This is a genomic window from Citrobacter braakii (assembly GCF_002075345.1).
GTDB classification, from domain to species: Bacteria; Pseudomonadota; Gammaproteobacteria; order Enterobacterales; family Enterobacteriaceae; genus Citrobacter; species Citrobacter braakii.
In genome coordinates this window covers 40854-62746 of the sequence record NZ_NAEW01000019.1, presented here as the reverse complement: position 1 = coordinate 62746, position 21893 = coordinate 40854, and the positions used below count along the sequence as shown (strand labels likewise).

Annotated in this window: 21 protein-coding genes and 8 pseudogenes; 12 read left to right on the top strand and 17 right to left on the bottom strand. The window is 46.2% G+C overall.

What is annotated here, in order from left to right:
• The first annotated feature begins 14 nt into the window (after positions 1 to 14).
• From oxc to scpC, 6 genes are all read left to right on the top strand, one after another.
• Complete coding sequence (gene oxc, locus BZK42_RS23775; RefSeq protein ID WP_080860503.1) at positions 15 to 1766, top strand: oxalyl-CoA decarboxylase; 1752 nt, start codon at positions 15 to 17, stop codon at positions 1764 to 1766.
• An 18-nt stretch (positions 1767 to 1784) separates the two neighbouring features.
• Positions 1785 to 3062, top strand: a complete 1278-nt coding sequence (frc, locus tag BZK42_RS23770; RefSeq protein ID WP_080860501.1) for a formyl-CoA transferase — start codon at positions 1785 to 1787, stop codon at positions 3060 to 3062.
• A gap of 8 nt (positions 3063 to 3070) precedes the next feature.
• On the top strand, positions 3071 to 3502 hold the full coding sequence (locus BZK42_RS23765; RefSeq protein WP_080860499.1) for a PAS domain-containing protein: 432 nt from the start codon (positions 3071 to 3073) through the stop codon (positions 3500 to 3502).
• A 188-nt stretch (positions 3503 to 3690) separates the two neighbouring features.
• Positions 3691 to 4935: a formyl-CoA transferase gene (gene frc, locus BZK42_RS23760; RefSeq protein ID WP_080860497.1), complete on the top strand. Its 1245-nt coding sequence runs from the start codon at positions 3691 to 3693 to the stop codon at positions 4933 to 4935.
• A gap of 69 nt (positions 4936 to 5004) precedes the next feature.
• A complete protein-coding gene (gene focA, locus BZK42_RS23755; protein ID WP_080860495.1) occupies positions 5005 to 5862 on the top strand; it encodes a formate transporter FocA in 858 nt (285 codons plus the stop codon).
• Between the two features lie 200 nt (positions 5863 to 6062).
• Positions 6063 to 7520 carry a succinyl-CoA:acetate CoA-transferase ScpC gene (gene scpC, locus BZK42_RS23750; protein WP_428839382.1) on the top strand — a complete coding sequence of 486 codons (1458 nt, stop codon included), beginning with the start codon at positions 6063 to 6065 and terminating at the stop codon, positions 7518 to 7520.
• A 47-nt stretch (positions 7521 to 7567) separates the two neighbouring features.
• On the opposite strand, the pseudogene BZK42_RS23745 reads toward scpC, so the two are convergent.
• Positions 7568 to 8317 (bottom strand): annotated as a pseudogene (locus BZK42_RS23745) (IS5 family transposase); the annotation flags it as partial.
• 31 nt (positions 8318 to 8348) lie between these two features.
• On the opposite strand from BZK42_RS23745, the pseudogene BZK42_RS23740 reads away from it, so the two are divergent.
• Both BZK42_RS23740 and BZK42_RS23735 read left to right on the top strand, forming a co-directional pair.
• Positions 8349 to 8467, top strand: a pseudogene (locus BZK42_RS23740) (hypothetical protein); the annotation flags it as partial.
• Positions 8468 to 8493: 26 nt separating this feature from the next.
• Positions 8494 to 8628: pseudogene (locus tag BZK42_RS23735) on the top strand (IS5/IS1182 family transposase); the annotation flags it as partial.
• A gap of 10 nt (positions 8629 to 8638) precedes the next feature.
• On the opposite strand, the gene ppsA reads toward BZK42_RS23735, so the two are convergent.
• Both ppsA and BZK42_RS29760 read right to left on the bottom strand, forming a co-directional pair.
• Positions 8639 to 11017: a phosphoenolpyruvate synthase gene (gene ppsA / locus BZK42_RS23730; protein ID WP_080860493.1), complete on the bottom strand. Its 2379-nt coding sequence runs from the start codon at positions 11015 to 11017 to the stop codon at positions 8639 to 8641.
• Between the two features lie 372 nt (positions 11018 to 11389).
• Positions 11390 to 11542 (bottom strand): annotated as a pseudogene (locus BZK42_RS29760) (IS982 family transposase); the annotation flags it as partial.
• Positions 11543 to 11691: 149 nt separating this feature from the next.
• Here BZK42_RS29760 and BZK42_RS23725 point away from each other — a divergent pair.
• Positions 11692 to 12201 carry a transposase gene (locus tag BZK42_RS23725; RefSeq protein ID WP_143329731.1) on the top strand — a complete coding sequence of 170 codons (510 nt, stop codon included), beginning with the start codon at positions 11692 to 11694 and terminating at the stop codon, positions 12199 to 12201.
• On the opposite strand, the pseudogene BZK42_RS23720 reads toward BZK42_RS23725, so the two are convergent.
• From BZK42_RS23720 to BZK42_RS23690, 7 genes and pseudogenes are all read right to left on the bottom strand, one after another.
• Positions 12172 to 12621: pseudogene (locus tag BZK42_RS23720) on the bottom strand (DNA-binding protein); the annotation flags it as partial. The gene BZK42_RS23725 and the pseudogene BZK42_RS23720 overlap by 30 nt on opposite strands.
• A 176-nt stretch (positions 12622 to 12797) precedes the next feature.
• Entirely contained in the window at positions 12798 to 12947 is a 150-nt protein-coding gene (locus BZK42_RS28975) for a hypothetical protein (RefSeq protein WP_169922388.1), read from the bottom strand.
• 9 nt (positions 12948 to 12956) lie between these two features.
• Positions 12957 to 13175 (bottom strand): HP1242/YdcH family protein, encoded by a 219-nt coding sequence (locus tag BZK42_RS23710; RefSeq protein WP_080860486.1) that lies wholly within the window; start codon positions 13173 to 13175, stop codon positions 12957 to 12959.
• Between the two features lie 110 nt (positions 13176 to 13285).
• Entirely contained in the window at positions 13286 to 13492 is a 207-nt protein-coding gene (gene hha / locus BZK42_RS23705) for a hemolysin expression modulator Hha (RefSeq protein ID WP_080860484.1), read from the bottom strand.
• A gap of 99 nt (positions 13493 to 13591) precedes the next feature.
• A complete protein-coding gene (locus tag BZK42_RS23700) occupies positions 13592 to 13963 on the bottom strand; it encodes a hypothetical protein (RefSeq protein WP_080860481.1) in 372 nt (123 codons plus the stop codon).
• Positions 13957 to 14280: a PerC family transcriptional regulator gene (locus tag BZK42_RS23695; RefSeq protein ID WP_080860479.1), complete on the bottom strand. Its 324-nt coding sequence runs from the start codon at positions 14278 to 14280 to the stop codon at positions 13957 to 13959. Before BZK42_RS23695 ends, BZK42_RS23700 begins: the two co-directional genes overlap by 7 nt.
• Before the next feature lie 31 nt (positions 14281 to 14311).
• Positions 14312 to 14656 (bottom strand): hypothetical protein, encoded by a 345-nt coding sequence (locus tag BZK42_RS23690; protein ID WP_080860477.1) that lies wholly within the window; start codon positions 14654 to 14656, stop codon positions 14312 to 14314.
• A gap of 140 nt (positions 14657 to 14796) precedes the next feature.
• Here BZK42_RS23690 and BZK42_RS23685 point away from each other — a divergent pair, with 140 nt between their 5' ends.
• A complete protein-coding gene (locus BZK42_RS23685; RefSeq protein ID WP_080860475.1) occupies positions 14797 to 15156 on the top strand; it encodes a hypothetical protein in 360 nt (119 codons plus the stop codon).
• Between the two features lie 34 nt (positions 15157 to 15190).
• Here BZK42_RS23685 and BZK42_RS23680 read toward each other — a convergent pair whose 3' ends face one another.
• Together BZK42_RS23680 and BZK42_RS23675 are read right to left on the bottom strand one after the other, a co-directional pair.
• Positions 15191 to 15451: a hypothetical protein gene (locus BZK42_RS23680; protein WP_080860474.1), complete on the bottom strand. Its 261-nt coding sequence runs from the start codon at positions 15449 to 15451 to the stop codon at positions 15191 to 15193.
• Positions 15452 to 15696: 245 nt separating this feature from the next.
• A pseudogene (locus BZK42_RS23675) lies at positions 15697 to 16229 on the bottom strand (fertility inhibition protein FinO).
• Between BZK42_RS23675 and BZK42_RS23670 the strand changes: the two are divergent.
• Together BZK42_RS23670 and BZK42_RS23665 are read left to right on the top strand one after the other, a co-directional pair.
• Positions 16227 to 16790: pseudogene (locus tag BZK42_RS23670) on the top strand (lyase family protein); the annotation flags it as partial. The pseudogenes BZK42_RS23675 and BZK42_RS23670 sit on opposite strands and share 3 nt — an antisense overlap.
• Positions 16790 to 17293 (top strand): GNAT family N-acetyltransferase, encoded by a 504-nt coding sequence (locus tag BZK42_RS23665; RefSeq protein ID WP_080860472.1) that lies wholly within the window; start codon positions 16790 to 16792, stop codon positions 17291 to 17293. The pseudogene BZK42_RS23670 and the gene BZK42_RS23665, both read left to right, overlap by 1 nt.
• A 197-nt stretch (positions 17294 to 17490) precedes the next feature.
• On the opposite strand, the gene BZK42_RS29360 is transcribed toward BZK42_RS23665, so the two are convergent.
• The 5 genes and pseudogenes from BZK42_RS29360 to BZK42_RS29750 form a co-directional block, all read right to left on the bottom strand.
• Positions 17491 to 17772: a hypothetical protein gene (locus BZK42_RS29360; RefSeq protein WP_249025157.1), complete on the bottom strand. Its 282-nt coding sequence runs from the start codon at positions 17770 to 17772 to the stop codon at positions 17491 to 17493.
• A 410-nt stretch (positions 17773 to 18182) separates the two neighbouring features.
• The gene (gene tnaB, locus BZK42_RS23655; protein WP_080860471.1) at positions 18183 to 19433 is read right to left on the bottom strand and encodes a low affinity tryptophan permease TnaB; all 1251 of its coding nucleotides are present in this window, start codon (positions 19431 to 19433) and stop codon (positions 18183 to 18185) included.
• A gap of 110 nt (positions 19434 to 19543) precedes the next feature.
• Positions 19544 to 20959, bottom strand: coding sequence for a tryptophanase (gene tnaA / locus BZK42_RS23650; RefSeq protein WP_080860469.1), 1416 nt, complete (start codon positions 20957 to 20959; stop codon positions 19544 to 19546).
• A 272-nt stretch (positions 20960 to 21231) separates the two neighbouring features.
• Complete coding sequence (locus BZK42_RS29755; protein WP_143329735.1) at positions 21232 to 21309, bottom strand: tryptophanase leader peptide; 78 nt, start codon at positions 21307 to 21309, stop codon at positions 21232 to 21234.
• Between the two features lie 62 nt (positions 21310 to 21371).
• A pseudogene (locus BZK42_RS29750) lies at positions 21372 to 21632 on the bottom strand (IS4/Tn5 family transposase DNA-binding protein); the annotation flags it as partial.
• Positions 21633 to 21893 lie beyond the last annotated feature (261 nt).

The window sequence follows — 21893 nt, the reverse complement described above, 5'->3', positions numbered from 1 at the left end:
AAGAGAGGTTCAGTATGAATTTTACCAGTGAAAATAAAACGAAACCTGATAGTAACACAGAGACCGAATCACCAGCATTAATCGATGGTTTTCATTTATTTCTTGATGCCCTGAAACTTAATGATATTGACACTATTTTTGGTTTGCCTGGAATCCCTATCACGGATCTTTTGCGTATGGCACAGGCGGAAGGAATGCGTGTGATTTCCTTCCGCCATGAACAACATGCGGGTAATGCAGCTGCAGCTGCTGGTTTTCTCACGGCAAAACCAGGTATCTGTATGACGGTTTCAGCACCAGGTTTTCTAAATGGTTTGACCGCACTTGCAAATGCCACGACCAACTGTTTTCCCATGATCCTGATAAGTGGCTCCAGTGAACGTGAGATAGTTGATCTACAGCAGGGGGATTACGAAGAGATGGATCAGCTCTCGATTGCCAGACCTCTGTGCAAAGCCGCTTTTCGCGTACTTCGGGCTGAGGATATTGGTGTTGGTATTGCCCGTGCTATCCGTGCCGCGGTATCTGGTCGCCCTGGCGGGGTTTATCTGGATTTACCTGCCAAATTATTTTCACAAACTATGTCCCTTGAGGCTGGTCGTAATTCATTGATTAAGGTGGTGGATCCTGCTCCGGCTCAGTTACCAGCTCCCGATGCAGTCACCAGAGCAATTAAGGTACTAGAAAAAGCGAAACGACCACTTATTTTACTTGGAAAAGGAGCTGCTTATTCACGGGCTGATGCTGATATCCGAAAATTCATTGAAAAAACCGGTATTCCTTACTTACCGATGTCGATGGCTAAGGGCTTACTCCCTGATACCCATGAACTGTCAGCTGCAGCCGCACGTTCTTATGTATTACAGGAGGCCGATGTCGTTATTCTGATTGGCGCTCGTCTTAACTGGTTACTCTCACACGGTAAGGGGAAAGTCTGGGGACAGGACAAAGGACCTAAAAAATTCATACAGATCGATATCGCACCAACTGAAATTGACAGTAATGTTGCTATTGATGCTCCATTGATTGGGGACATCGGCTCCTGCATCGAGCAGTTGTTGCATAACACTGGAGATAACTGGGCGAGACCTCCTGTTGACTGGATGAACGCTATTACTGAGCGCAAGGAAAAGAATCTCAACAAAATGGCGGAAAAGCTGGCACTACGCCCTTCACCAATGAATTTTCACAGTGCACTGAGTGTGGTTAAAGATGTCGTTAAGGCCAACCCTGAAACAATTATTGTCAGCGAAGGAGCCAATACTCTCGATTTTGCTCGCAGCATTGTAGATATGTATCTGCCACGTAAGCGGCTGGATGTCGGCACCTGGGGAGTGATGGGCATAGGGATGGGATTTTCTGTCGCCGCTTCGGTTGTTACGGGCAAACAGGTTATCGCCATTGAGGGGGACTCTGCTTTCGGTTTTAGTGGAATGGAAGTAGAAACCATCTGTCGATACCAGCTGCCAGTGTGCATCGTGGTGTTTAATAACAACGGGGTTTACAAAGGAACGGATAAAAATCTTTCTGGTGGTACCGATTTGGCACCTACTGTGTTTGTCAAAAACGCGCGTTACGAAATGATGATGCAGGCTTTTGGCGGCGTGGGTGTACATGTGACAACGACTGATGAACTTCATAAGGCCATAAATGAAGCTATTGCTTCCGGAAAACCCACTCTTATTAATGCCGCGATTGATGAAACTGCGGGTACTGAAAGTGGACGTATTACCAGCCTTAACCCTGCAAAAGCAATCAAGAAATAAATACAAGGAGATGACTAAATGAATAACGAGAAAGTACTACCTTTATCTGGTATTAAAATTATCGATTTCACCCATGTTCAGGCTGGTCCTGCATGTACACAAATGCTGGCGTGGTTTGGTGCAGATGTTATCAAAATAGAACGTCCTGGTTCTGGCGATATTACACGTAATCAGCTACGTGATATTCCGGACGCCGATGCGCTTTATTTCACTATGCTCAACAGTAATAAACGTTCGCTGACGCTAGATACAAAGACGCCGGAGGGTAAAGAAATATTAACACGGCTTATTAAAGAATGTGATGTGATGGTTGAAAATTTCGGCCCTGGAGCACTTGATCGGATGGGATTTACGTGGGGATATATCCAGGAATTAAATCCCTGTATGATCCTTGCGTCTGTTAAAGGATTCAGTGAAGGACACCATTATGAGCATCTGAGAGCTTACGAGAATGTTGCGCAATGCGCCGGGGGAGCTGCGTCAACAACTGGCTGGTGGAAAGGTGAGAACTCAGGGCCGACTATTTCAGCTGCGGCTTTAGGTGACAGCAATACGGGTATGCATCTGGCAATTGGTATCCTTACTGCTTATATTGGTCGCCAGAAAACGGGAAAAGGCCAGAAGGTCGCCTGTTCAATGCAGGATGCAGTACTCAATCTGTGTAGGGTGAAGATGCGTGACCAGCTTCGTCTGGACAGAGTGGGTTATCTGGAAGAGTATCCGCAATACCCGAATGAACCCTTCACGGATGTAGTACCACGAGGAGGGAATGCCGGTGGTGGTGGTCAGCCTGGCTGGATCCTTAAGTGCAAGGGATGGGAAACCGATCCTAACGCTTATATTTATTTTACGGTACAGGATTTGGTGTGGACCCCTATTTGTGACGCAATTGAGCGCCCTGAATGGAGGGAAGATCCGGCCTACACCACACCTAAAGCGCGTCAGCCACATATCATGGATATCTTTGGTGCTATTGAGCACTTTATTCTTGCTGCAGGCAAGGATAAATACGAAGCAGTGGATTATTTTGGTAAGTTCGGGATTCCCTGTGCACCAGTAATGTCGATGAAAGAATTGCTGCATGATGAGTCGTTACTCAAGAGTGGCTCTATCGTTGAGGTACCACATAAAGTTCGCGGTAGTTACTGGACTGTAGGTTGTCCAATTAAGTTTTCAGATCTTAAACCTGAAATCACGGCCTCACCGCTGCTGGGTGAACATACTGACGAAGTTCTGTCTGAATTAGGTTACTCGTCAGAACAGATTTCGCATATTCATCTTTCTAAAGCAGTTTAGTTAAGATAATGGATAAATTTCAGCAATTTCTGACAATGGCTGGTGATGCAATAGTTATCTCCGATATATCAGGGGTGATTACCGGCTGGAACCCAGCTGCTGAACGTTTGTTTGGTTATACGCCAACAGAAGCACTGGGTTCATCACTTGATATAATTATTCCTGAAAGATATCGTGAGCGGCACTGGGATAGTTATTGTCATACAATGCAAACGGGCCAAACTAAGTATAGTACATCGATTCTCCGCGTACCGTCACTAAAGCAGGGAGGAGACACTTTATCTATCGCGTTTACTGTCGCGTTATTATTTGATGAATGCGGTAATCCTGAATTTATAGTGGCTGTTATTCGGGATGAAACCTCACGATTTAATGAGGAGAGATTATTGCGAAAGAAGCTGGCTGCAGTCCAGATTGACCTGGATAAATTGATGGAATAGTCAGGGTTATTACTTCTGATGTCTATAAAGAATCCTGTAAAATAATCGTGGACAGGATGAGTCAGGTCAATTTAATTTTACGTATATTAGGCGTCATAAAACTTTTTATTGCTGATGGTTTTATGACGCCCATAGTTAATTACAACAGTTCCGTATTGACAGAATAAATATATAAACATGAGGATTTTATGAAAGCATTAGAGGGAATACGAATTATCGATTTTACACATGTACAGTCTGGACCAAGCTGTACTCAGCTGCTTGCATGGCTGGGAGCAGATGTTATTAAGATTGAACGTGTTGGTGAGGGAGACGCGACACGTAAACAGTTATGTGATATTCCAGGTACCGACAGTTTATACTTTACAATGCTGAATCATAATAAACGTTCCATCACATTAAATACTAAAACCCCTGAAGGACTGGAAATCCTGAACAATCTTATCAGATGTAGTGATGTCATTGTTGAGAATTTTGCGCCCGGGGCACTGGATCGAATGGGAGTTACCTGGGAACATATCCACTCCATCAATCCCCGAACGATCCTTGCTTCCGTAAAAGGGTTTGGGCCAGGTAAATATGAGAGTTGTAAATCCTATGAAAATGTCGCGCAATGCGCCGGAGGTGCAGCATCAACAACAGGTTTCGATGATGGTCCGCCGGTCGTGACAGGGGCACAGATTGGTGATTCCGGCTCAGGTCTGCACCTTGCACTGGGTATTGTTTCCGCACTTTTTCAACGATATACAACGGGGCACGGCCAGAAAGTGTCAGTTTCAATGCAGGATTCGGTCCTCAATCTATGTCGTGTGAAACTACGGGATCAACAAAGGCTGGAACGAACAGGTATCCTGGAGGAGTATCCGCAATATCCAGACGGTCACTTTAGTGAAGTTGTACCACGCGCGGGAAATGCCTCTGGCGGTGGTCAGCCTGGCTGGATCCTCAAATGTAAGGGCTGGGAAACGGATCCTAATGCTTACATTTATTTTATTATTCAGGCGGCTGTCTGGCCTGCTGTATGTAAGGTGATTGGTGAAGACCGTTGGATTGAAGATGAAGAATTTAAAATACCGTCTGCTCGTTTATCAAAACTGAAATTAATTTTCCGACGTATCGAAGAGTGGACCATAAGCAAAACAAAGTTTGAGGCTATGGATATTCTCAATCAGTATAATATACCCTGTGCTCCTGTTCTCTCAATGAAGGAAATTGCTGAAGATGAGTCTCTTCGCATAAGCGGAACGATTGTTGATGTTGAACATCCTTTACGCGGTCGGTACACGACTGTGGGTATGCCAATAAAGATGTCAGATAGTTTAGTGGAAATAACTACATCTCCATTACAGGGGGAACATACTGACGAAATTTTGTATAGTTTAGGTTATGATGACAAGGATATAATTACTTTTCGTAACCAGCGAATTATCTGAACAAGGCTTGTCACTGTACTATGGAATTTTGTTCATGTCCTTCGACTGGTTTAATAAAGAGAAATATTTGTGAAAGGTAACAACTTCAACAGTCTTTTACTTCCTGCTGAAATGGCAAAAGTAGCTGAAGAGACAGGTGTATACAAAACAAATAAACATCCGCTAAAAACTTTTTATCTGTCTGTTACGGCCGGTATGTTTATCTCCATTGCGTTTGTTTTTTATATCACCGCCACAGTTGGCACTGCAGGGATACCTTATGGAATTGCAAAACTGATTGGTGGGATTTGTTTTTCACTCGGTCTGATTTTATGCATTATCTGTGGGGCTGATCTGTTTACATCGACGGTACTTATCGTAGTGGCGAAAGCCTGTGGTCATATTACCTGGCGGCAATTGCTGTGGAATTGGGTGAACGTTTATATTGGAAATTTGATAGGAGCGCTCTTTTTTGTCTTACTGATATGGTTATCAGGTGAGTATATGACAGCGAACGGTGGTTGGGGGTTAAATGTTTTACAAACAGCTGACCATAAAATGCATCATACATTCATCGAAGCTGTTACTCTCGGTATTCTCGCTAATTTATTGGTTTGCCTTGCTGTATGGATGAGTTACGCTGGCCGTACCTTGGTAGATAAATCAATAATTATGATTCTTCCTGTGGCAATGTTTGTTGCAAGTGGTTTTGAACACAGTATTGCAAATATGTTTATGATCCCGATGGGGATTATTATCCGTTATTTTGCAAGTCCTGATTTTTGGAATGCGATTAATTCAAGTCCGGCAGATTTTGCGCATCTTACTGTAGTGAATTTTATTACTGACAACCTATTTCCGGTTACCATTGGGAACATAATCGGAGGTGGAGTTTTCGTCGGATTGGCATACTGGATTATTTACCTGCGTGATACTAACCATGACTGATGTGACTAAAAACGATATGGTGTTGTTTTTTTTATTAAATTCTGTATTTGGGTTTTGTGACAGCCTGTATCTGATTTATAAAAAGCAACAGGTATTTACATTAGGGAAAAATCAAAAAATAACTGCTTTTATAATTCTCAGGAGTAACTTTTTAAATTTAACACATTAAGGGGTAATGAGTGAAAGAAACATGGTCCTGGATGGATGCAAATGAGGCAGCGGAATTTATCCAGCATAATGATTTGGTTGCTTTTGGCGGATTCACGCATGCGGGTTCGCCAAAAGTGTTACCCGCAGCTATAGCCGGTCGTGCCAGTGAAATGCATCATGCACAGAAGCCTTTTCAGATTCGTTTGCTCACGGGAGCATCCATCAGTGCGTTTGCTGATGATATATTGTCTGAAGCTGGTGCTATCTCCTGGCGCGCGCCTTATCAGACGTCCCCAGGCTTACGACAGAAAATTAATCATGGACAGGTGAAATTTGTTGATATGCACCTGAGTGAAGTGGCGCAGGCAGTCAATTATGGCTTTTTTGGTGATATTGATGTCGCTGTAATTGAAGCTTCAGCCATTGCATCTGATGGACGAATCTGGCTTACCAGCGGAATCGGTAACGCTCCAACCTGGTTGCAGCGTGCCAAAAAAGTGATCATTGAGCTTAATCATTATCACCATCCCGGGATAGCTGAATTAGCTGATATTGTATTCCCCGGGGTGCCTCCTTATCGTAACTGCATTCCTGTTTTTCACACTCTGGACAGAGTTGGAACCAGGTATGTGCAAATTGATCCCAATAAAATTGTTGCGGTTATCGATACGGAACTTCCCGATAATGGGGGATTGCCTTCTCCGGCAAATCCCGTCTGCCTTCAAATTGCTGATAACGTAGTAACTTTTCTTCTGAGTGAGATGGCTGCCGGGCGGATCCCACCTGAATTTCTTCCGCTGCAAAGTGGTGTGGGTAATATCAACAATGCGGTTATGGCGCGGCTTGGCGAAAGCCCGGATATTCCGCCATTCATGATGTATTCTGAAGTACTGCAGGAGTCTGCGGTACATCTGCTGGAAGCAGGGAAAATTACAGGTGCCAGCGCTTCCAGTCTGACAGTTTCAACCAGTTCATTGCAGAAAATCTACGATAATATGGATTTTTTCGCAAATCGTATTGTGCTCCGACCGCAGGAAATTTCTAATAATCCTGAGATTATCCGGCGACTTGGCGTTATTGCATTAAATGTCGGGCTGGAGTTTGATATTTACGGACATGCTAACTCAACGCATATTTCTGGTGTCAATCTGATTAATGGTATTGGTGGAAGTGGGGACTTTGTTCGGAATGCCAGTCTTTCCATTTTTATGGCACCATCCGTGGTCAGGGAAGGTAATATTTCAACGATTGTCCCAATGTGTAGTCATGTGGATCACAGTGAACACAGTGTTAAGGTTATTATTACCGAGCAGGGCATTGCCGACCTGCGTGGGCTGTCACCAATTCAGCGTGCATACACAATTATCAAAAACTGTGCGCATCCACTTTATCAGGACTATCTGTATCGTTATCTGGAAAATGCTCCTGGTGGGCATATACATCACGACCTTTCACACGCATTTGATCTGCACCGTAACCTCATAGAAACAGGCTCGATGCTTGGTTAGTTTTGTATTCCATTTAATAAAAAGTAGCCTTTGTTAGGCTGTATCCCTTAATTACATAACTTCTTGTAAAACAGTCGGATGCAACCCAGTTTAACCATCGCCAGATAATTCCTCGCCGTTTTGTCGTAACGTGTGGCGATGCGACGATATTCTTTCAGGCGACCAAAGCAATGTTCTACAACGTTGCGATTGCGGTAGACATCACGATCGAGCTGTGAACGACAATCTGACGCCATTTTCTCTTTTGATTTGCGAGGGATGACGGTTTTTATACCTTCGTTTTTCAGCTCGTTACGTAACGCATGTCTCATGTCTGGAGTAGGCTTTATCAGCCAGTACAGTATGACCACGACGTTTCATGCTGCCGTTCTGACGCTGAACACCAATGCCGTCCAGAAGACGTAATGCGAACTGACTTTCGTGGGCTTGCCCGGGACTTAGCACGATATTTTACGGGAGGCCACTTCCGTCTGTCGCCAGATGGATTTTGGTGCCAAAACCACAGCGAGAACGACCCAGGCTGTTATCTCCGGTGATATCGGGATGTTTTCTTGCGCCCCTGCGGCACATCTGAGCGCCCGGATATTACTGCCATCCAGTGCGGTGGCAGACCAGTCAATAAGACGGTTTGCATCAAGTAACGTAAGTAACCTGTTGAAAATAAAGTTAATCACTCCCGACTTCGACCATCGATTGAAGCGATTATAAACTGTTTTCCATGGACCATATCGCTCAGACAAATCGCGCCATGGCGAGGGCGAGCCTGAACACAGCACCCAGAACTTACCGTTGATGATCATCAGGTCCACATTAATATAGGGGAATTACATGCACAAGTTTAATAAAAAGTTAGCCACCACCTGGGAAGATTTTACCAAAGGTGACTGGCAGAATGAAGTAAACGTCCGTGATTTTATCCAGAAAAATACACTCCATATGAAGGTGATTGCCTGTTTTCACAACACATTGAACTATGACTCGCTACGACCTACCCGATGAAGCATGGACTCTCATCCAGCCCTTATTACCTGCTGAATCAGCAATACCACGGGCCGGACGCCCGTGGGCAGAACATCGTATGATCATCTCCGGTATTTATTGTATCATTCAAGGCATGCTTATCTATTCAGTTCAGCCAGCTTAAGCCATGTCTGAACGATGGTATCAGGGTTCAGAGACAGGCTGTCAATCCCCTCTTCCATTAACCAGGCCGCAAAGTCTTCATGGTCGGACGGGCCCTGACCGCAAATTCCAATATATTTGCATTGTTTTTTCGCAGCGCGGATCGTCATCGACAGCAACGCTTTCACCGCGTCATTACGCTCATCAAACAGTTCGGAAACCACGCCGGAATCGCGATCCAGCCCCAGCGCCAGTTGTGTCATGTCGTTAGAGCCGATAGAGAATCCGTCGAAATACTCAAGAAACTGCTCAGCCAGCAAGGCATTAGACGGGATCTCGCACATCATGATGATCTTAAGCCCGTTTTCACCACGTTTTAACCCCTGGTGCGCCAGCTCTTCGATGACCGCTTTCGCCTGATCGACCGTACGCACGAACGGAATCATGATTTCGACGTTGGTGAGTCCCATATTGTTACGCACATATTTGACTGCTTCACATTCCATTGCAAAGCAGTCACGGAAGTTCTCGGAGATGTAACGGCCAGCCCCCCGAAAGCCCAGCATCGGGTTTTCTTCATATAACTCATACCGCTTACCACCGATCAGGTTAGCGTATTCGTTTGACTTAAAGTCTGATAGGCGAACAATAACGCGTTTCGGATGGAAGGCGGCACCTAACGTCGCAATCCCTTCAGTCAACCGACCAACGTAAAATTCACACGGTGAGTCAAATCCCTTCATCTTTTCACGGATTTCGTTTTGTAGATTTGTATCCAAATTATCAAATTCTAACAATGCTCGAGGGTGTACGCCTATCATACGACTAATGATAAACTCCAGACGTGCCAGACCCACACCTTCGTTCGGCAGGGTGGCAAAATCAAACGCCCGCTCCGGGTTACCAACATTCATTGTAATCTTCAGCGGCAGATCTGGCATAGTATCTACATCGGAGTTATTGATGCTAAAGTCAAGCCTCCCGTCATATATATAGCCTGTATTCCCCTCGGCACAGGAAACCGTGACCTCTTTACTGTCTGCTATTTGTCGGGTTGCGTCTCCACATCCCACTACTGCAGGAATACCCAATTCACGGGCGATAATTGCTGCATGACAGGTACGACCGCCACGGTTGGTGACAATCGCCGCCGCTTTCTTCATGATCGGTTCCCAGTCCGGGTCGGTCATGTCGGTAACCAGGACGTCGCCAGGTTCGATACGGTTCATTTCGCTGATGTCCTGAATGACCTTGACCGGACCCGCGCCAATGCGGTGACCGATAGCACGACCTTCAGCAATAATTTTACCCTGAGCATGCAGCGTATAACGCTCCATCACCTGGCCGCGCGAGCGCACGGTTTCCGGACGCGCCTGTACAATGAACAGCTTGCCGGTATGACCGTCTTTCGCCCATTCGATGTCCATCGGACGACCGTAGTGCTGCTCAATCTGTACCGCCTTCTTCGCCAGTTCCTGCACTTCAGCGTTGGTCAGGGAGAAAACATCGCGCTGTTCCTGCGGTACATCTTCAATCGTTACCTGCTTACCGTGCTCCTGGGTTGGTGCGTAGACCATACGGATTTTTTTCGAACCCATTGTGCGACGGACAATTGCCGGACGGTTAGCCGCCAGAGTCGGTTTGTGCACGTAGAATTCATCCGGGTTAACGGCTCCCTGCACGACCATCTCGCCCAAACCCCATGCCGAGGTGATAAAGACGACCTGGTCAAAACCGGATTCGGTATCGATGGAGAACATCACCCCTGACGAGGCAAGATCGGAGCGAACCATCCGCTGCACGCCCGCTGAAAGCGCCACGCCGCGATGATCATATCCCTGGTGAACTCGATAAGAGATGGCGCGATCGTTAAACAGAGAGGCAAATACGTGTTTCACTGCAACCAGTACCGCATCGAAGCCCTGAACGTTAAGAAACGTTTCCTGCTGACCCGCAAACGAGGCATCTGGCATATCTTCCGCCGTGGCGGAGGAACGTACGGCAAAAGAGGCATTTTCATCATCCGACGAAAGCTGCGCATAGGCATCACGGATGGCGTTTTCCAGCGCCGGCTGGAAAGGAGTGTCGATAATCCACTGGCGGATCTGTGCGCCGGCTTTCGCAAGCTCGATGATATCGTCAATATCCGTTTTATTCAGCAGTTCATAAATGCGCTGGTTTACGCCGCATTGAGCCAAAAACTGGTTAAACGCATCTGCAGTGGTTGCAAAACCATTCGGTACGGATACGCCCTGGCCGGAAAGGTTAGTAATCATTTCACCCAGGGAAGCATTTTTGCCCCCAACTCTATCTATATCATTCATGTCAAGTTGATTATACCAGAAGACCAACTGTGATGAGCTATTATTGGGCATAGAAATGTTCCTTGAGTTAGATATAAATAGGCTGAAAAGATACTTGCTACAGAACAACCATGACAAACTTATTGTTCTGAGTAAAATAGTGAATCGTTTTTGCTTTATATTATTTATTGAAATAATCAATAGGTTGCTTCATGATTTATTTTCATCATGGTGTTTGTAATACTTACATTTCTATTCAATGTTCCTGTTAATTTATTTTCTTACAGACTTAGAGCCTATCCCAATCGGTCCCTCCTGTTTGCAGGTGTCCATATAATGCTGGATAACGCGAAAATAAATGATTTCATTTTAGATGTCTTTGAAGGTACTTTGCATGCCAAGCGTATAGCTTCTTTAACCTGAGTTCGGGATAAGCGATTATAAGAGAATAACCAGCATTGTCATCTCTGAAAGCGAAAGTATGGATTGACGACCCCTGTGTTTTTTATCATTTGAAATCATGTGGTTATCGATTTGTTCTTTGACGGATTGCCAGAAATCATCGACGAGACAGTAAAGTTCGGTAATATAGTCCACAGGCACTCCCTGAGTTGTGAAATCTTGCTTTGAAAATCAGATTTAACAACGAAAAGGAGTGCTTTTCTATTTAAATCAATCGGCTATACATTTCCTTATCCCGAACTCAGGTTGAGGTTATATTATCCGTTCGGTGGAAAAAGATATTAGTGAAGCCTCCGATAGGTAAATCCAAACAATACCCTGAAATAACTTTATTTGCCATTCATGCCAGAGAAGAAAATGAAACGCCAGGAAGGAAACCTCTTGAATGGAAACTACTTACCAATATTCCGGTCGTCTGTAATAACGATGCTATCGAAAAACTCGAATGGTATGCACATCGTTGGGAAATTGAGACTTTTCATAAGGTTTTGAAATCAGGCTGTAAAGCTGAAGATTCTAAACTCAGAACAGCAGAAAGTCTGAGTAAACTGATATCTTGTTTTTGCATTATAAGCTGGAGGATCTTCTGGCTGACAATGGTTAGCCGTGAGTATTCAGATATACCTGCCGGAATAGCCCTGACACAGGCAGAATGTGAATTACTTGATAATGTTATCAAAGACAATAAAAAAACTGAAAATATCGCGCCCCTACAAAGGTATATTATAAAGCTTGCTCAGTTAGGCGGATATTTAGCCAGAGCCAACGATCGTATTTACTTTATCGCGTTCTGACTTCAGTTCTTCTGTACGCGCATTAGCTTCGGCAGAAATTTGCTCCAGTCGTTTCAGCAGGTCTTCCCGCGTGTTTTTGTGCTGGGCCTGCGCCGCATTAAGCGCATCCTGCAGCACAGTCTTCTGCTCCTGATGCCTTTCCTCGTCATTCAGTTCGGTCGCCAGCTGGGTGATGCGTTCGGACAGCGCGGCGGAGACGGCCTTCACTTCTTCAGCCACTACCACGGGCAGCCCGACAACGGGTTCAGTGACGACCGTGCTCTGCGATGCCTGGTATTCGTCCCATATCTGGCGGAGACGTGTCGGATTGCCGCCGCCCACCTGGTTACGCAGCGCGAACCCGGTGATATTCCGTCCTTCAGCATGCAGGGCCAGCCCCGCTTCAATAATTTGTTCTGGTTCGTATATCGCCGGACGCATCTGTCAGTCTCCGCATAAAAGGGGAACCAGCAGGTTCATCGCTGCCACACTGGTCTTTCCCCGGTTCCCTTTCTCATCGAGGACCACGTTTACATCCACGCCACAACGTTTTGCATTGATTTAGGCCCTGGCCACCTCCGGAGATGTGAAGGAATACGCGGGTTACTGTCAGCCGGTCATTCCGTGGTGAGTTTCTGTTTAACACACTCTGTGCTGACCACACGGAAAACACCTGGTGTATCCTGGCTGAATGCCGTGCTGCGACGGGTATTGCTGATTTTTCCTTTTATACCCAGGCGTTGTTTCATTTTTCTGTTACTGACCATAATGTCACCTCATTTTTTTGCGTCATACGATTTTAATATCCGGTACAGCTCATCCTTAATATACAGCTTCTTTTTTTTCAGCATCTCCGTTCCGGCATCCCCGAAGCCGGAAATCATTTCTCTCTGTTTTATTTCAGCATCCAGTTCGTTGTGCTTATGAAAAAGCCCTGCAAAATGTGCATCCTCATTTTTCAGGCGTGATATCAGCGCTCTGTATTCCGGAAACATAGACCCTCCACAGGTGATAACATTGTTTACTCTTTAATACAGGCACAGGGAGAATGTAAAGCGTCCTGACAGGATATTATGTACCGGAATATTACCATCCTGCACGCTCGTTACCGGACGAACTGCCACACGCGGGCAGGCACTTTGTCATACAGACGGTTCATCGTCAGTTCTGCCAGACGGTGGTCTGCCGCGGAATTGAACATTTCCAGCTCATCATCTGACAATTTATAACGGTTAGATTCGGCAACTTTTTCCAGAGTTTCTTTATTACTGCATTTTCTCAGTTGATATAACCATTCATGTTTATTTTTCATCTTTATCCTTTTTCCGGAAGATAATTGTTTATAAAAAAATTATTTAACTTATACCTGCAGTTGATGAGAATAACAATCGGGAAAGAATAATACCGGTCATTACGCAGATGCAGATTTCACCCGTTCTTCGTCTGCCGGCTGATTTATCCATACGTCGCAGCGCGCTTCCCGGACGGACCTGTGTGAAGCCTGGACAAACTGACCGTGGCTTTCCAGAAAGTGCCTGACTTCCGGTATATTACGCCAGCGGCTGAGGAACAAAAAAAAAGCCGGGCCCGGCAGACTGCGGGTCAGCCAGCGCTGCCCCCGATACTGCCTGTACCACATCCCGGGGGGAATGGTGGCGAATCTTTCGGCATAGCATTCAGTCACTGCTTCCAGTCCGGGCAGCGGGCTGATGTCCAGCTCCCCGATGGTCAGCAGGCTGCGGCGCAGGTTATCAGCGAGCAGCAGCTCCACGGTGATCAGCATGACGATTTTTTACGGGATTCTCCGTCAGAGGGATACCTTCTGAACCTGTTCTGTGCATGGATACCCATTCGTTTCTGCGTGTCGGACGCCACCCGGTATACATCCTCAAAATATTCTGTTGCCGGTTCAGGTTTTCTGGCATTTTCCAGACACTGACTGCGGCGGGCCGCCAGCCAGGCCCGTTCCTCACTGTCACGGCACCGGTCCAGCACGTCCAGCCAGCGTCTCGCCGCCCGGCGGTAAAGCCCCGCAGACTCCAGCGCTTCCGCCACGGCGTCCCTGCCCGCCGGGTACTCTTCGTTTTCTTTTCGTCCCATCGCAGCCCTCCCGCGCATGACACACGTAACATTATTCCCCCGTCGCCCGGACGCGGAGTGAGGCGTAAAAACAACGCGCATGAACCGGCGGCATGCCCCACCCGGTGACCAGATGAGAGAAAAAGGTGACCGTCATCAGTCCAAAAACTTCATCGTGACGATCCCGCTCAAACACCACGCCTTCTCCGCTACCGTACCATGCAATATACAGAAGCAGCCCGTCCAGCGTGTTCCGGCTGTCCGCAAAATACGCCCGGGCCAGCGCCATCAGTTTTTCTTCGCTGCTGACCGTAACGCCCCACTCCCGCATGTCAGCAGTAAATGACCGCAGTACCGCCAGTGCCTTATGGCTGGTCACATCCGTCGTCCTGTGCATCCCCGTATCCTCAACGTAACGTAATGAGGTATTCTTTCGCGCGAAGATAAACCACATCATTTACATGGCTAATAAGTATAGAATGTAATCACGGCAGATTCAGGAGAGCAAGCCTGTCCGCACCGCATGGCACCTGTTTTTTGTGTAAAAAAGATACTGGCTTATCACTTCACCGGAGGAGGACGCTGGCCATCAGTACCGGACCACTGACCCCGAAAGAAAAAAAACAGCTGGAAGACCAGATTGCGGTATGGGTCTGCAGGAAAAAACGCCCCGTGACCGCCGATGAAATTGCCAGGTATTTTGACCTGCATATCCATACCGCCCGGCTGCTTGTCCACGCCATCATGCGCCGGACTGACGGCACCCTCTGCAGGCTGGAAGGACGCTATGTCCGCAACCCTGTGAGCAAACGGACGCGACAGGTGAAATACTTCAGCGTGCTCAGTCTGCCGGACTCACTCAGTCATTCACGGAATGAACAGGACGGCAGGGAGTGATGTATCAGGCTTCTGCGGATACCCGGTCCGGTCGTCAGCGCGGGCGGATTTTCCTCATGGGACCGCACGGTTGCCAGTGAAATGACTTCTCCGTATCCCCGGCTTTTTTATGCCGCCGGTAAGGACGTGTCTGCGGGATATCTTTCCCCAGGGACGCAATATACCCCTCACGGATACGCTGACGCGCCTGCGCGTCCGGCAGACGCCCGGTCTCTGCTGCGGCCTGGCGGTACAGGGACTCAAGGACAAACTGTTCATACGGGCTTAACGCCGGCAGTTTTCCTGTCTGAATCATGCTGGTATCCTCCCCGCATGGAGCAGGTTGTCCCCACTCTCCGTGTTGTTATGTGAACCGTCAGTAACGTCTCTGACGAAAAAGTAACCTTTCCCGGCAACGACACGCCCTTTCCCGGGCAAACAGCCATCCACTGCGGATGAGGAGCCCGGTTCGCAATCTGCTGCCAGAGTGAGGCCGGCGCCACGCCCAGCAGGCGGCCGTCCTGTTTCATCCGTTCACTCATCATGCCCTGCTCCTCCGGCTCAGGGCGTCTGCGCCAGCACCGCGCGGAGTTCCGCTTTTCTGGCGTTCTGCGCCCGGACCTTTGCCAGCCGCGGCAGCGCGTACTGCTCTTCCTCCACCGTAATATGCTCCGTCACATACCCTTCCGTGTTATACCGGCAGGCCCCGGCCTTCATCGCGCCGAAATATACTTCAGAACGGGCAATGGCTTTCAGCGCACGGTTTAACTTTTTATGTGACAGCGGAATTCCGCGCCTTGCGGCATCCTCAAACAGCACCTCATGCACGCCACAGGCGAAAATACGGGGGTGTCGCCGTCAAACAGCCCCGGCCACCAGGGCTTCAGGGTACTGACGGCCTCATTCAGCGGCGTCAGCTTCAGGTAAACCGCCAGTTCCTGTCCGGCCTGCGCTTTCTTCACCGCCAGCTCCGCCTCCCGGGCCGCCTTCTCCGACAGTTTCTGCTTCTTAACCTTCCACTTTGGCGGTGTGGTGACGTTAATCACGGTCTTCCTGCTGCGGACGGGCGCGTCGCCCTCAGTCCTGCGTTTCAAATCTGTAACGACCTGCGTTTGCTCTCCTCTGGCCCACGTGCTGGTCTGAACGAGATCAACCTGCCGGAACTGCAGGCTGGTTCTTCTATCATGCCAGCAAAAGTGAACCCAGTTGTTCCAGAAGTCGTAAACCAGGTTTGCTTTAAAGTCATCGGTAACGACATCACCGTTACCATGGCATCTGAAGCTGGTCAGCTGCAGTTGAACGTAATGGAACCGGTAATCGGCCAGGCAATGTTCGAATCTATCCATATTCTGAGCAACGCTTGCTACAACCTGCTGGAAAAATGCGTTAGTGGTTTCACTGCTAACAAAGAAGTCTGTGAAGCGTTTGTATTCAACTCCATCGGCATCGTTACTTACCTCAACCCGTTCATCGGTCACCACAACGGCGACATCGTCGGTAAAATTTGTGCCGAAACCGGTAAGAGCATACGTGAAGTTGTCCTGGAACGCGGTCTGTTGACCGAGTCTGAACTGGACGATATATTCTCTACACAGAACCTGATGCACCCTGCTTATAAAGCAAAACGTTATACTGATGAACCGGGGCGATCATAATGATTGCCCCATCAACTGTTACAGTTGCCTTCATCTCTTTTGATTGCTGTGCCATGTCACACCTCTCGCCCTCAACTATTGATTCTGCCGGGCAGCTTGCTGGTTTTGCTGCTATTAAAAGTAGCCATTGTGCGTTTATTAATCCGACACTTGCCACTTTTTTCAATGAATATGGTACCCCGGCTGGTTTTGTTCGCGCATTAATAATGAATCAGATGGATTATAAACCTGCCGTTAATGAATTAATGATAGAAAGTCTATGTGTAAATGAGTGTTATCGGGAAATGGGGATTGGACAAATCCTTCTTTCGCATATTAAATATTTAGCTGGTCAGCAGGATAAAAACCTTACTCTGGATGTTATTGCAGAGAATAACGGTGCAAGAAGATTTTATGAACGTACCGGTTTTTATGAAATTGGGCGAAAAAAATTCTTTTTTTTCCGCCCCTCTGTTTGGCTTTCGGCACGTAATAAGAATGCAGTTCAGTCCACACAGTCCTGACTCAGGATCCATGATGAGACAGTCCTGAGTGCCCTGGGCGAATATGCGAATCTCCCTGACAGCAGAAAAAATCCCTGTTTCCCAAAAGGCCACTGAGAGGAAAGCTGATAATCAAACCATTCGCTGCGTAAAAGTCCGTGAGTTGCCCCCGGTAATTTCCTGATACAGCGGGGAGTGCCCGCTGGTAGTGCTTTGGCTCAGACCGCGGCTGTTTCATCAGCGTCTACATTCCGGTCATCCTTGTCCATCAGAATTAATACCGGAGTATGTGTGCCGGAAATATCTTTTTTCGCATCAGCCAAGGAATTCCTTCGTTCGAAGTCCTGGCGCGTACATTGGGAGTTGCAGGGAAGAACAGCTGCTGCTTCTGTAAACTGGCGGTCAAAAACCACTGCTTCATGTTTTTTAGCATCCTGAATATCATTCAGGGAGCGACCTTCGCCTTTAAGTCGTTGTCCTGTACTAATTTCTTCCAGCACGACTTCAATACGACGGCGGTCTTCTTCCAGAGAAGCACCACTAAAATTTTGCTCATATTCTCGCTGTTATAGGAAAAACGCAGCATCGTCGCGTTGGGGAGTTAATTACGAAACAACTTATCACTGACGGTAATGGTTCCGCTCACGTTCAGCGTTTCTTTCTAGCTTCGCGAACAGTCGACATAAATTTCGCCGCAGTAGTGATCAAAAAACAGATATCGCCAGAAAAGAACATCGAAACCGCCTGTGCGTTTTTTGCCAGCGCAAACGTCGGCCCTTTCGTCCCTCCTGTCCCGGTGACCTAGATAATAAACAGGTCGACAGGTATTTGCAGCGCCACACCACCCAACACTTATTACGGATTAAAATCAGGACAGATTTCATAAAAACCTGTCCGTAACGAACTCAAATTACACCAGTTTTGGTAAAATATTCAGTATGTTACCAAACCAGCAAAAGATAACGACAATGCCAAAAATAATCACTACTGCTGGAATGATGCATCCACCCCATACTGTAAACATCTGATTGGGAAATTTTTTACGCGACTTCAATGCCAGTACCGCAGGAATAATAACAGCCCATATCGTTGCACATAATCCTGCGCCACCTATCCCATAGATAAAACCGTTAGGAAATAGCAGATAAAGCAGTGTTGGTGGCAGGAAGGTAAGAAGGATTGTTTTAAAACGACCAGTATGTGAGTTGTCAAATTTGAATAAATCAGCAAGAAAATCGAATAATCCCAGCGTCACACCAAAGAAAGAACTCGCCACTGCCAAATTAGAGAAAACGAGTAAGCAGAACTCAATCATGCCACTCTGATTTGTCCCAAGAAATGATCCTACCAGAGCATCAACATTTCCACCGGAAGCAATGATACCTTTGAAACTCTCGCGAGGAATATTCCCCATCGTGCAATACAGCCAAAACAAATAGATAACCAGCGCCAGAAAAGACCCCAATACAACACTTTTTATTAATTTATCTTTTCTCTTCCCATAACAAATGATAAGACTGGGAATATTACCATGAAAACCAAAGGATGCCAGACATACGGGAACCGCCATAAATATATAGGGGAAGTAGGAATGACTAGTCTCATTTACGCTGCTGATACCACTTAAAATTGAGTAATCGACCTGAAAGAAAAGTGAACCAAAAACAATAATGAAGGCAATAATTTTTATACCGAGGAAAAGCGAAGTAATCCGACTCGCAGCTACCGAACTAAACCATAACACCCCTGCCACGAACAGAGCGGTACAAACACCTATGATTCTGGGGTTAACATGTTCTCCTGAATGCATAGATATCGTTTCACTAATAATAGCTCCGTTTGCTGAAATATATGCATACGTTAATATGTATAAAACAAAGGCAACCGTAGCGCCACTAATGATATTCCATTTGTTACCAATTAGATCTTTAGTAATAGTATTGAAACTAGAACCCACTGGATAGTTTAGGTTTGCTTCCAGTAGTAACAATCCTGAGTGTAACATTGAAAACCAAGAGATTATTAATATAAACGCGCCCCAAAAAAACCAGGCACCTGCAAGATCAACGGGTAAAGCAAACATCCCTCCACCAATTACAGTTCCGGCAATAACCATAATTCCCCAAAAGGATGAATGCTTTGAACTGGAATTCTCTTCCATGCGAGCCTCTTATCTTGAGTTATATATCTTCATTGTCATGTCATTTTTATAGAGCGAGATAGAACATGAATGGCCATTAAATATGGCCATTCATGTTCGGTTGCTAATTGTCAGATTTCTTTCAGTCGGGCAGTAAAGTGACGCAGAACTTTAGGCTCATAAGTAAACGTTAATCCTTTAATATTATTGGCATTTTCTTTCACATGACCAAACGCCTCAATAATAAAGTCCATATGTGATTGCGTATATGTAGCGCGTGGAATGGTTAAACGGAGCAATTCTGCCGGACAAGGTAATTGAATTCCTGTTTTAGGATCTCTTCCCAATAAGAACGAGCCAATTTCAACAGCCCGAATCCCAGCAACTTTGTAAAGCTCACACGCCAGGGCCTGTGCAGGAAACTGTTCGGCAGGGATATGAGGTAACAACTTTCCTGCATCCACAAAAGCGGCATGTCCGCCCGCCTGCTGACAGATGACACCTATGGCTTCAAGGCCATCAACCAGGTACTGGATCTGTGCGATGCGATAGGCCAGCCAGTCCTGATCCATACCATCATAAAGACCAACGGCCAGACGCTCCATTGCCCCGCCTTCCAGACCACCATAGGTTGGGAAGCCCTCCTGGACCACGCAGAGTGTTCTGCATTCGGTGTAGACATCAAAATAACTGTCATCTTTAATGCATAACAATCCGCCCATTGGCACCATTGCATCTTTCTTCGCCGACATAGCTAACATATCAGCATATTTATATGTTTCTCGGGTTATGTCTTCAATGCTCCAGTCTTTATAAGCGGCTTCTCTTTGTTGGATAAAATATGCGTTTTCAGCGAATCGCGCTGAGTCCATTACTACCGGAATGTCGTACTTTTTCGCTACCTGGTACGTTGCTTTCAAATTTGCCAAAGATACCGGCTGACCGCCTGCGGAGTTGCATGTAATAGTGGCAACAATATAGGGGACATTATTTGGACCGACTTCCTGGATTCCGTTCTCCAGTTTATCAAGGTCAAAGTCTCCTTTGAAATCACAACGAACTGAAGTATCAAATGCTTCTTTAATATAAACATTACGAACGGTACAGCCATTTATTTGACTATGCCCTTGGGTGGTATCGAAGAAATAGTTTGAAAATACAACCATTTTGCTTCTGTCGAGTCCTTTTTCCTGCTCACGTTTACGAATTAGTACAGGAATATAAATCTGCTCGGCCCCCCTTCCCTGGTGCGTTGGAATAGTATAATGATATCCAAAAATATTCTTCACAGCCTCAGCAAGTGCATAGTAACTTCGACTTCCGCTGTATGCCTCGTCTCCCCGTAGCATTGCGGCTTGCATATTTTGGGTAACTGCGCCTGTACCACTATCTGTCAGCAAATCGATAAATACATCTTCACTGTCAAGCAGGAACGGGTTCATCCCTGATTTGAGAATGGCATTTTCACGATGAGCCCGTGTTGTACGTTTTACGGGTTCAATAACACGAATACGGAATGGCTCTGGCAAATGTTTGAAGTTCTTCATGGAATAGTCCTATATTAGGTAAAAGATATGTCAGCCTGCAGCAACTCATTAAACATGAATTACCGATGTAATTTATTTAAAACCCGCAAAATTAATCCATAATGATATTATTAGCACACCAAGCACTCCCTTATCGCAGGCTTTTTTCAGGCATACAGACAGAGAAACGTGATTGTGCAGAGAATAATTTATGGATTATTCGGGGCATGCAAAACAGACAGATTCTTTAATCTGTTTTTGTTCATCATTGCATTTATAAAGAGGAAGGGAACTTATGGGCGATGATTGACAATGATGGTATCAATGTTGAACCATTTGGGAGTTGTGTATGTATTAATTAAGCTAATCATTAGATGTCAACCCTTATTAAACATGGTGACATCATTATAGTGCGGCGAAATTTTGTCCATTATCAGATCAACTTATTGTGATAAAAGTCACTATAAATTTGTGTTGCTACGCGCTGTCGCGTGGACTCAAAATGTCCCTTCAGAATGGCAGATTCATCAACATGAGGATTTGAAAGAAACCGGTAAGCCGCTTTAGTTCCAGCGCAGTCCTGACAGGCAAACGGGATCGTGTTTCCTATATTGTTCCAAAAATTCTCCATGATCTCACGAAATCGCCGACCGAGTCTGCGATCATTGAAACTGCTTTCGTCAATCTCCTGAGCTAACCATTCTGTATCGCCTTGAGTTTCAACATATTATTCCATTAGTTGAATCCAATAAGAAACTTTCGGTTTACAGAAGTTGTGGGTAATTACAAGGCTGAGACGGCGCTTACGCCAAAAATCAATCAGCCAATCACTTTTTTGGCCCCGCTAATTAGTCTACCGTTCAGCGTCAGCGTCAGCGCCGTGGACGTGAGGGTTTCCAGTGAAATCCTAAGCACGAATAATCGCGCATTTTGCGCAAAATCAGATAAGTGATTG

Coding starts and splice junctions, on each gene's coding strand:
- BZK42_RS23700 (WP_080860481.1), bottom strand. CDS start 13,963: ATGCTGATCACCGTGGAGCTGCTGCTCGCTGATAACCTGCGCCGCAGC.
- hha (WP_080860484.1), bottom strand. CDS start 13,492: ATGAAAAATAAACATGAATGGTTATATCAACTGAGAAAATGCAGTAAT.
- BZK42_RS28975 (WP_169922388.1), bottom strand. CDS start 12,947: ATGGTCAGTAACAGAAAAATGAAACAACGCCTGGGTATAAAAGGAAAA.
- BZK42_RS23665 (WP_080860472.1), top strand. CDS start 16,790: ATGATTGCCCCATCAACTGTTACAGTTGCCTTCATCTCTTTTGATTGC.
- frc (WP_080860497.1), top strand. CDS start 3,691: ATGAAAGCATTAGAGGGAATACGAATTATCGATTTTACACATGTACAG.
- BZK42_RS23695 (WP_080860479.1), bottom strand. CDS start 14,280: ATGGGACGAAAAGAAAACGAAGAGTACCCGGCGGGCAGGGACGCCGTG.
- BZK42_RS29755 (WP_143329735.1), bottom strand. CDS start 21,309: ATGATTAGCTTAATTAATACATACACAACTCCCAAATGGTTCAACATT.
- ppsA (WP_080860493.1), bottom strand. CDS start 11,017: ATGCCCAATAATAGCTCATCACAGTTGGTCTTCTGGTATAATCAACTT.
- BZK42_RS23680 (WP_080860474.1), bottom strand. CDS start 15,451: ATGATTCAGACAGGAAAACTGCCGGCGTTAAGCCCGTATGAACAGTTT.
- BZK42_RS23710 (WP_080860486.1), bottom strand. CDS start 13,175: ATGTTTCCGGAATACAGAGCGCTGATATCACGCCTGAAAAATGAGGAT.
- BZK42_RS23765 (WP_080860499.1), top strand. CDS start 3,071: ATGGATAAATTTCAGCAATTTCTGACAATGGCTGGTGATGCAATAGTT.
- frc (WP_080860501.1), top strand. CDS start 1,785: ATGAATAACGAGAAAGTACTACCTTTATCTGGTATTAAAATTATCGAT.
- tnaB (WP_080860471.1), bottom strand. CDS start 19,433: ATGGAAGAGAATTCCAGTTCAAAGCATTCATCCTTTTGGGGAATTATG.
- tnaA (WP_080860469.1), bottom strand. CDS start 20,959: ATGAAGAACTTCAAACATTTGCCAGAGCCATTCCGTATTCGTGTTATT.
- oxc (WP_080860503.1), top strand. CDS start 15: ATGAATTTTACCAGTGAAAATAAAACGAAACCTGATAGTAACACAGAG.
- scpC (WP_428839382.1), top strand. CDS start 6,063: ATGGATGCAAATGAGGCAGCGGAATTTATCCAGCATAATGATTTGGTT.
- BZK42_RS23690 (WP_080860477.1), bottom strand. CDS start 14,656: ATGCACAGGACGACGGATGTGACCAGCCATAAGGCACTGGCGGTACTG.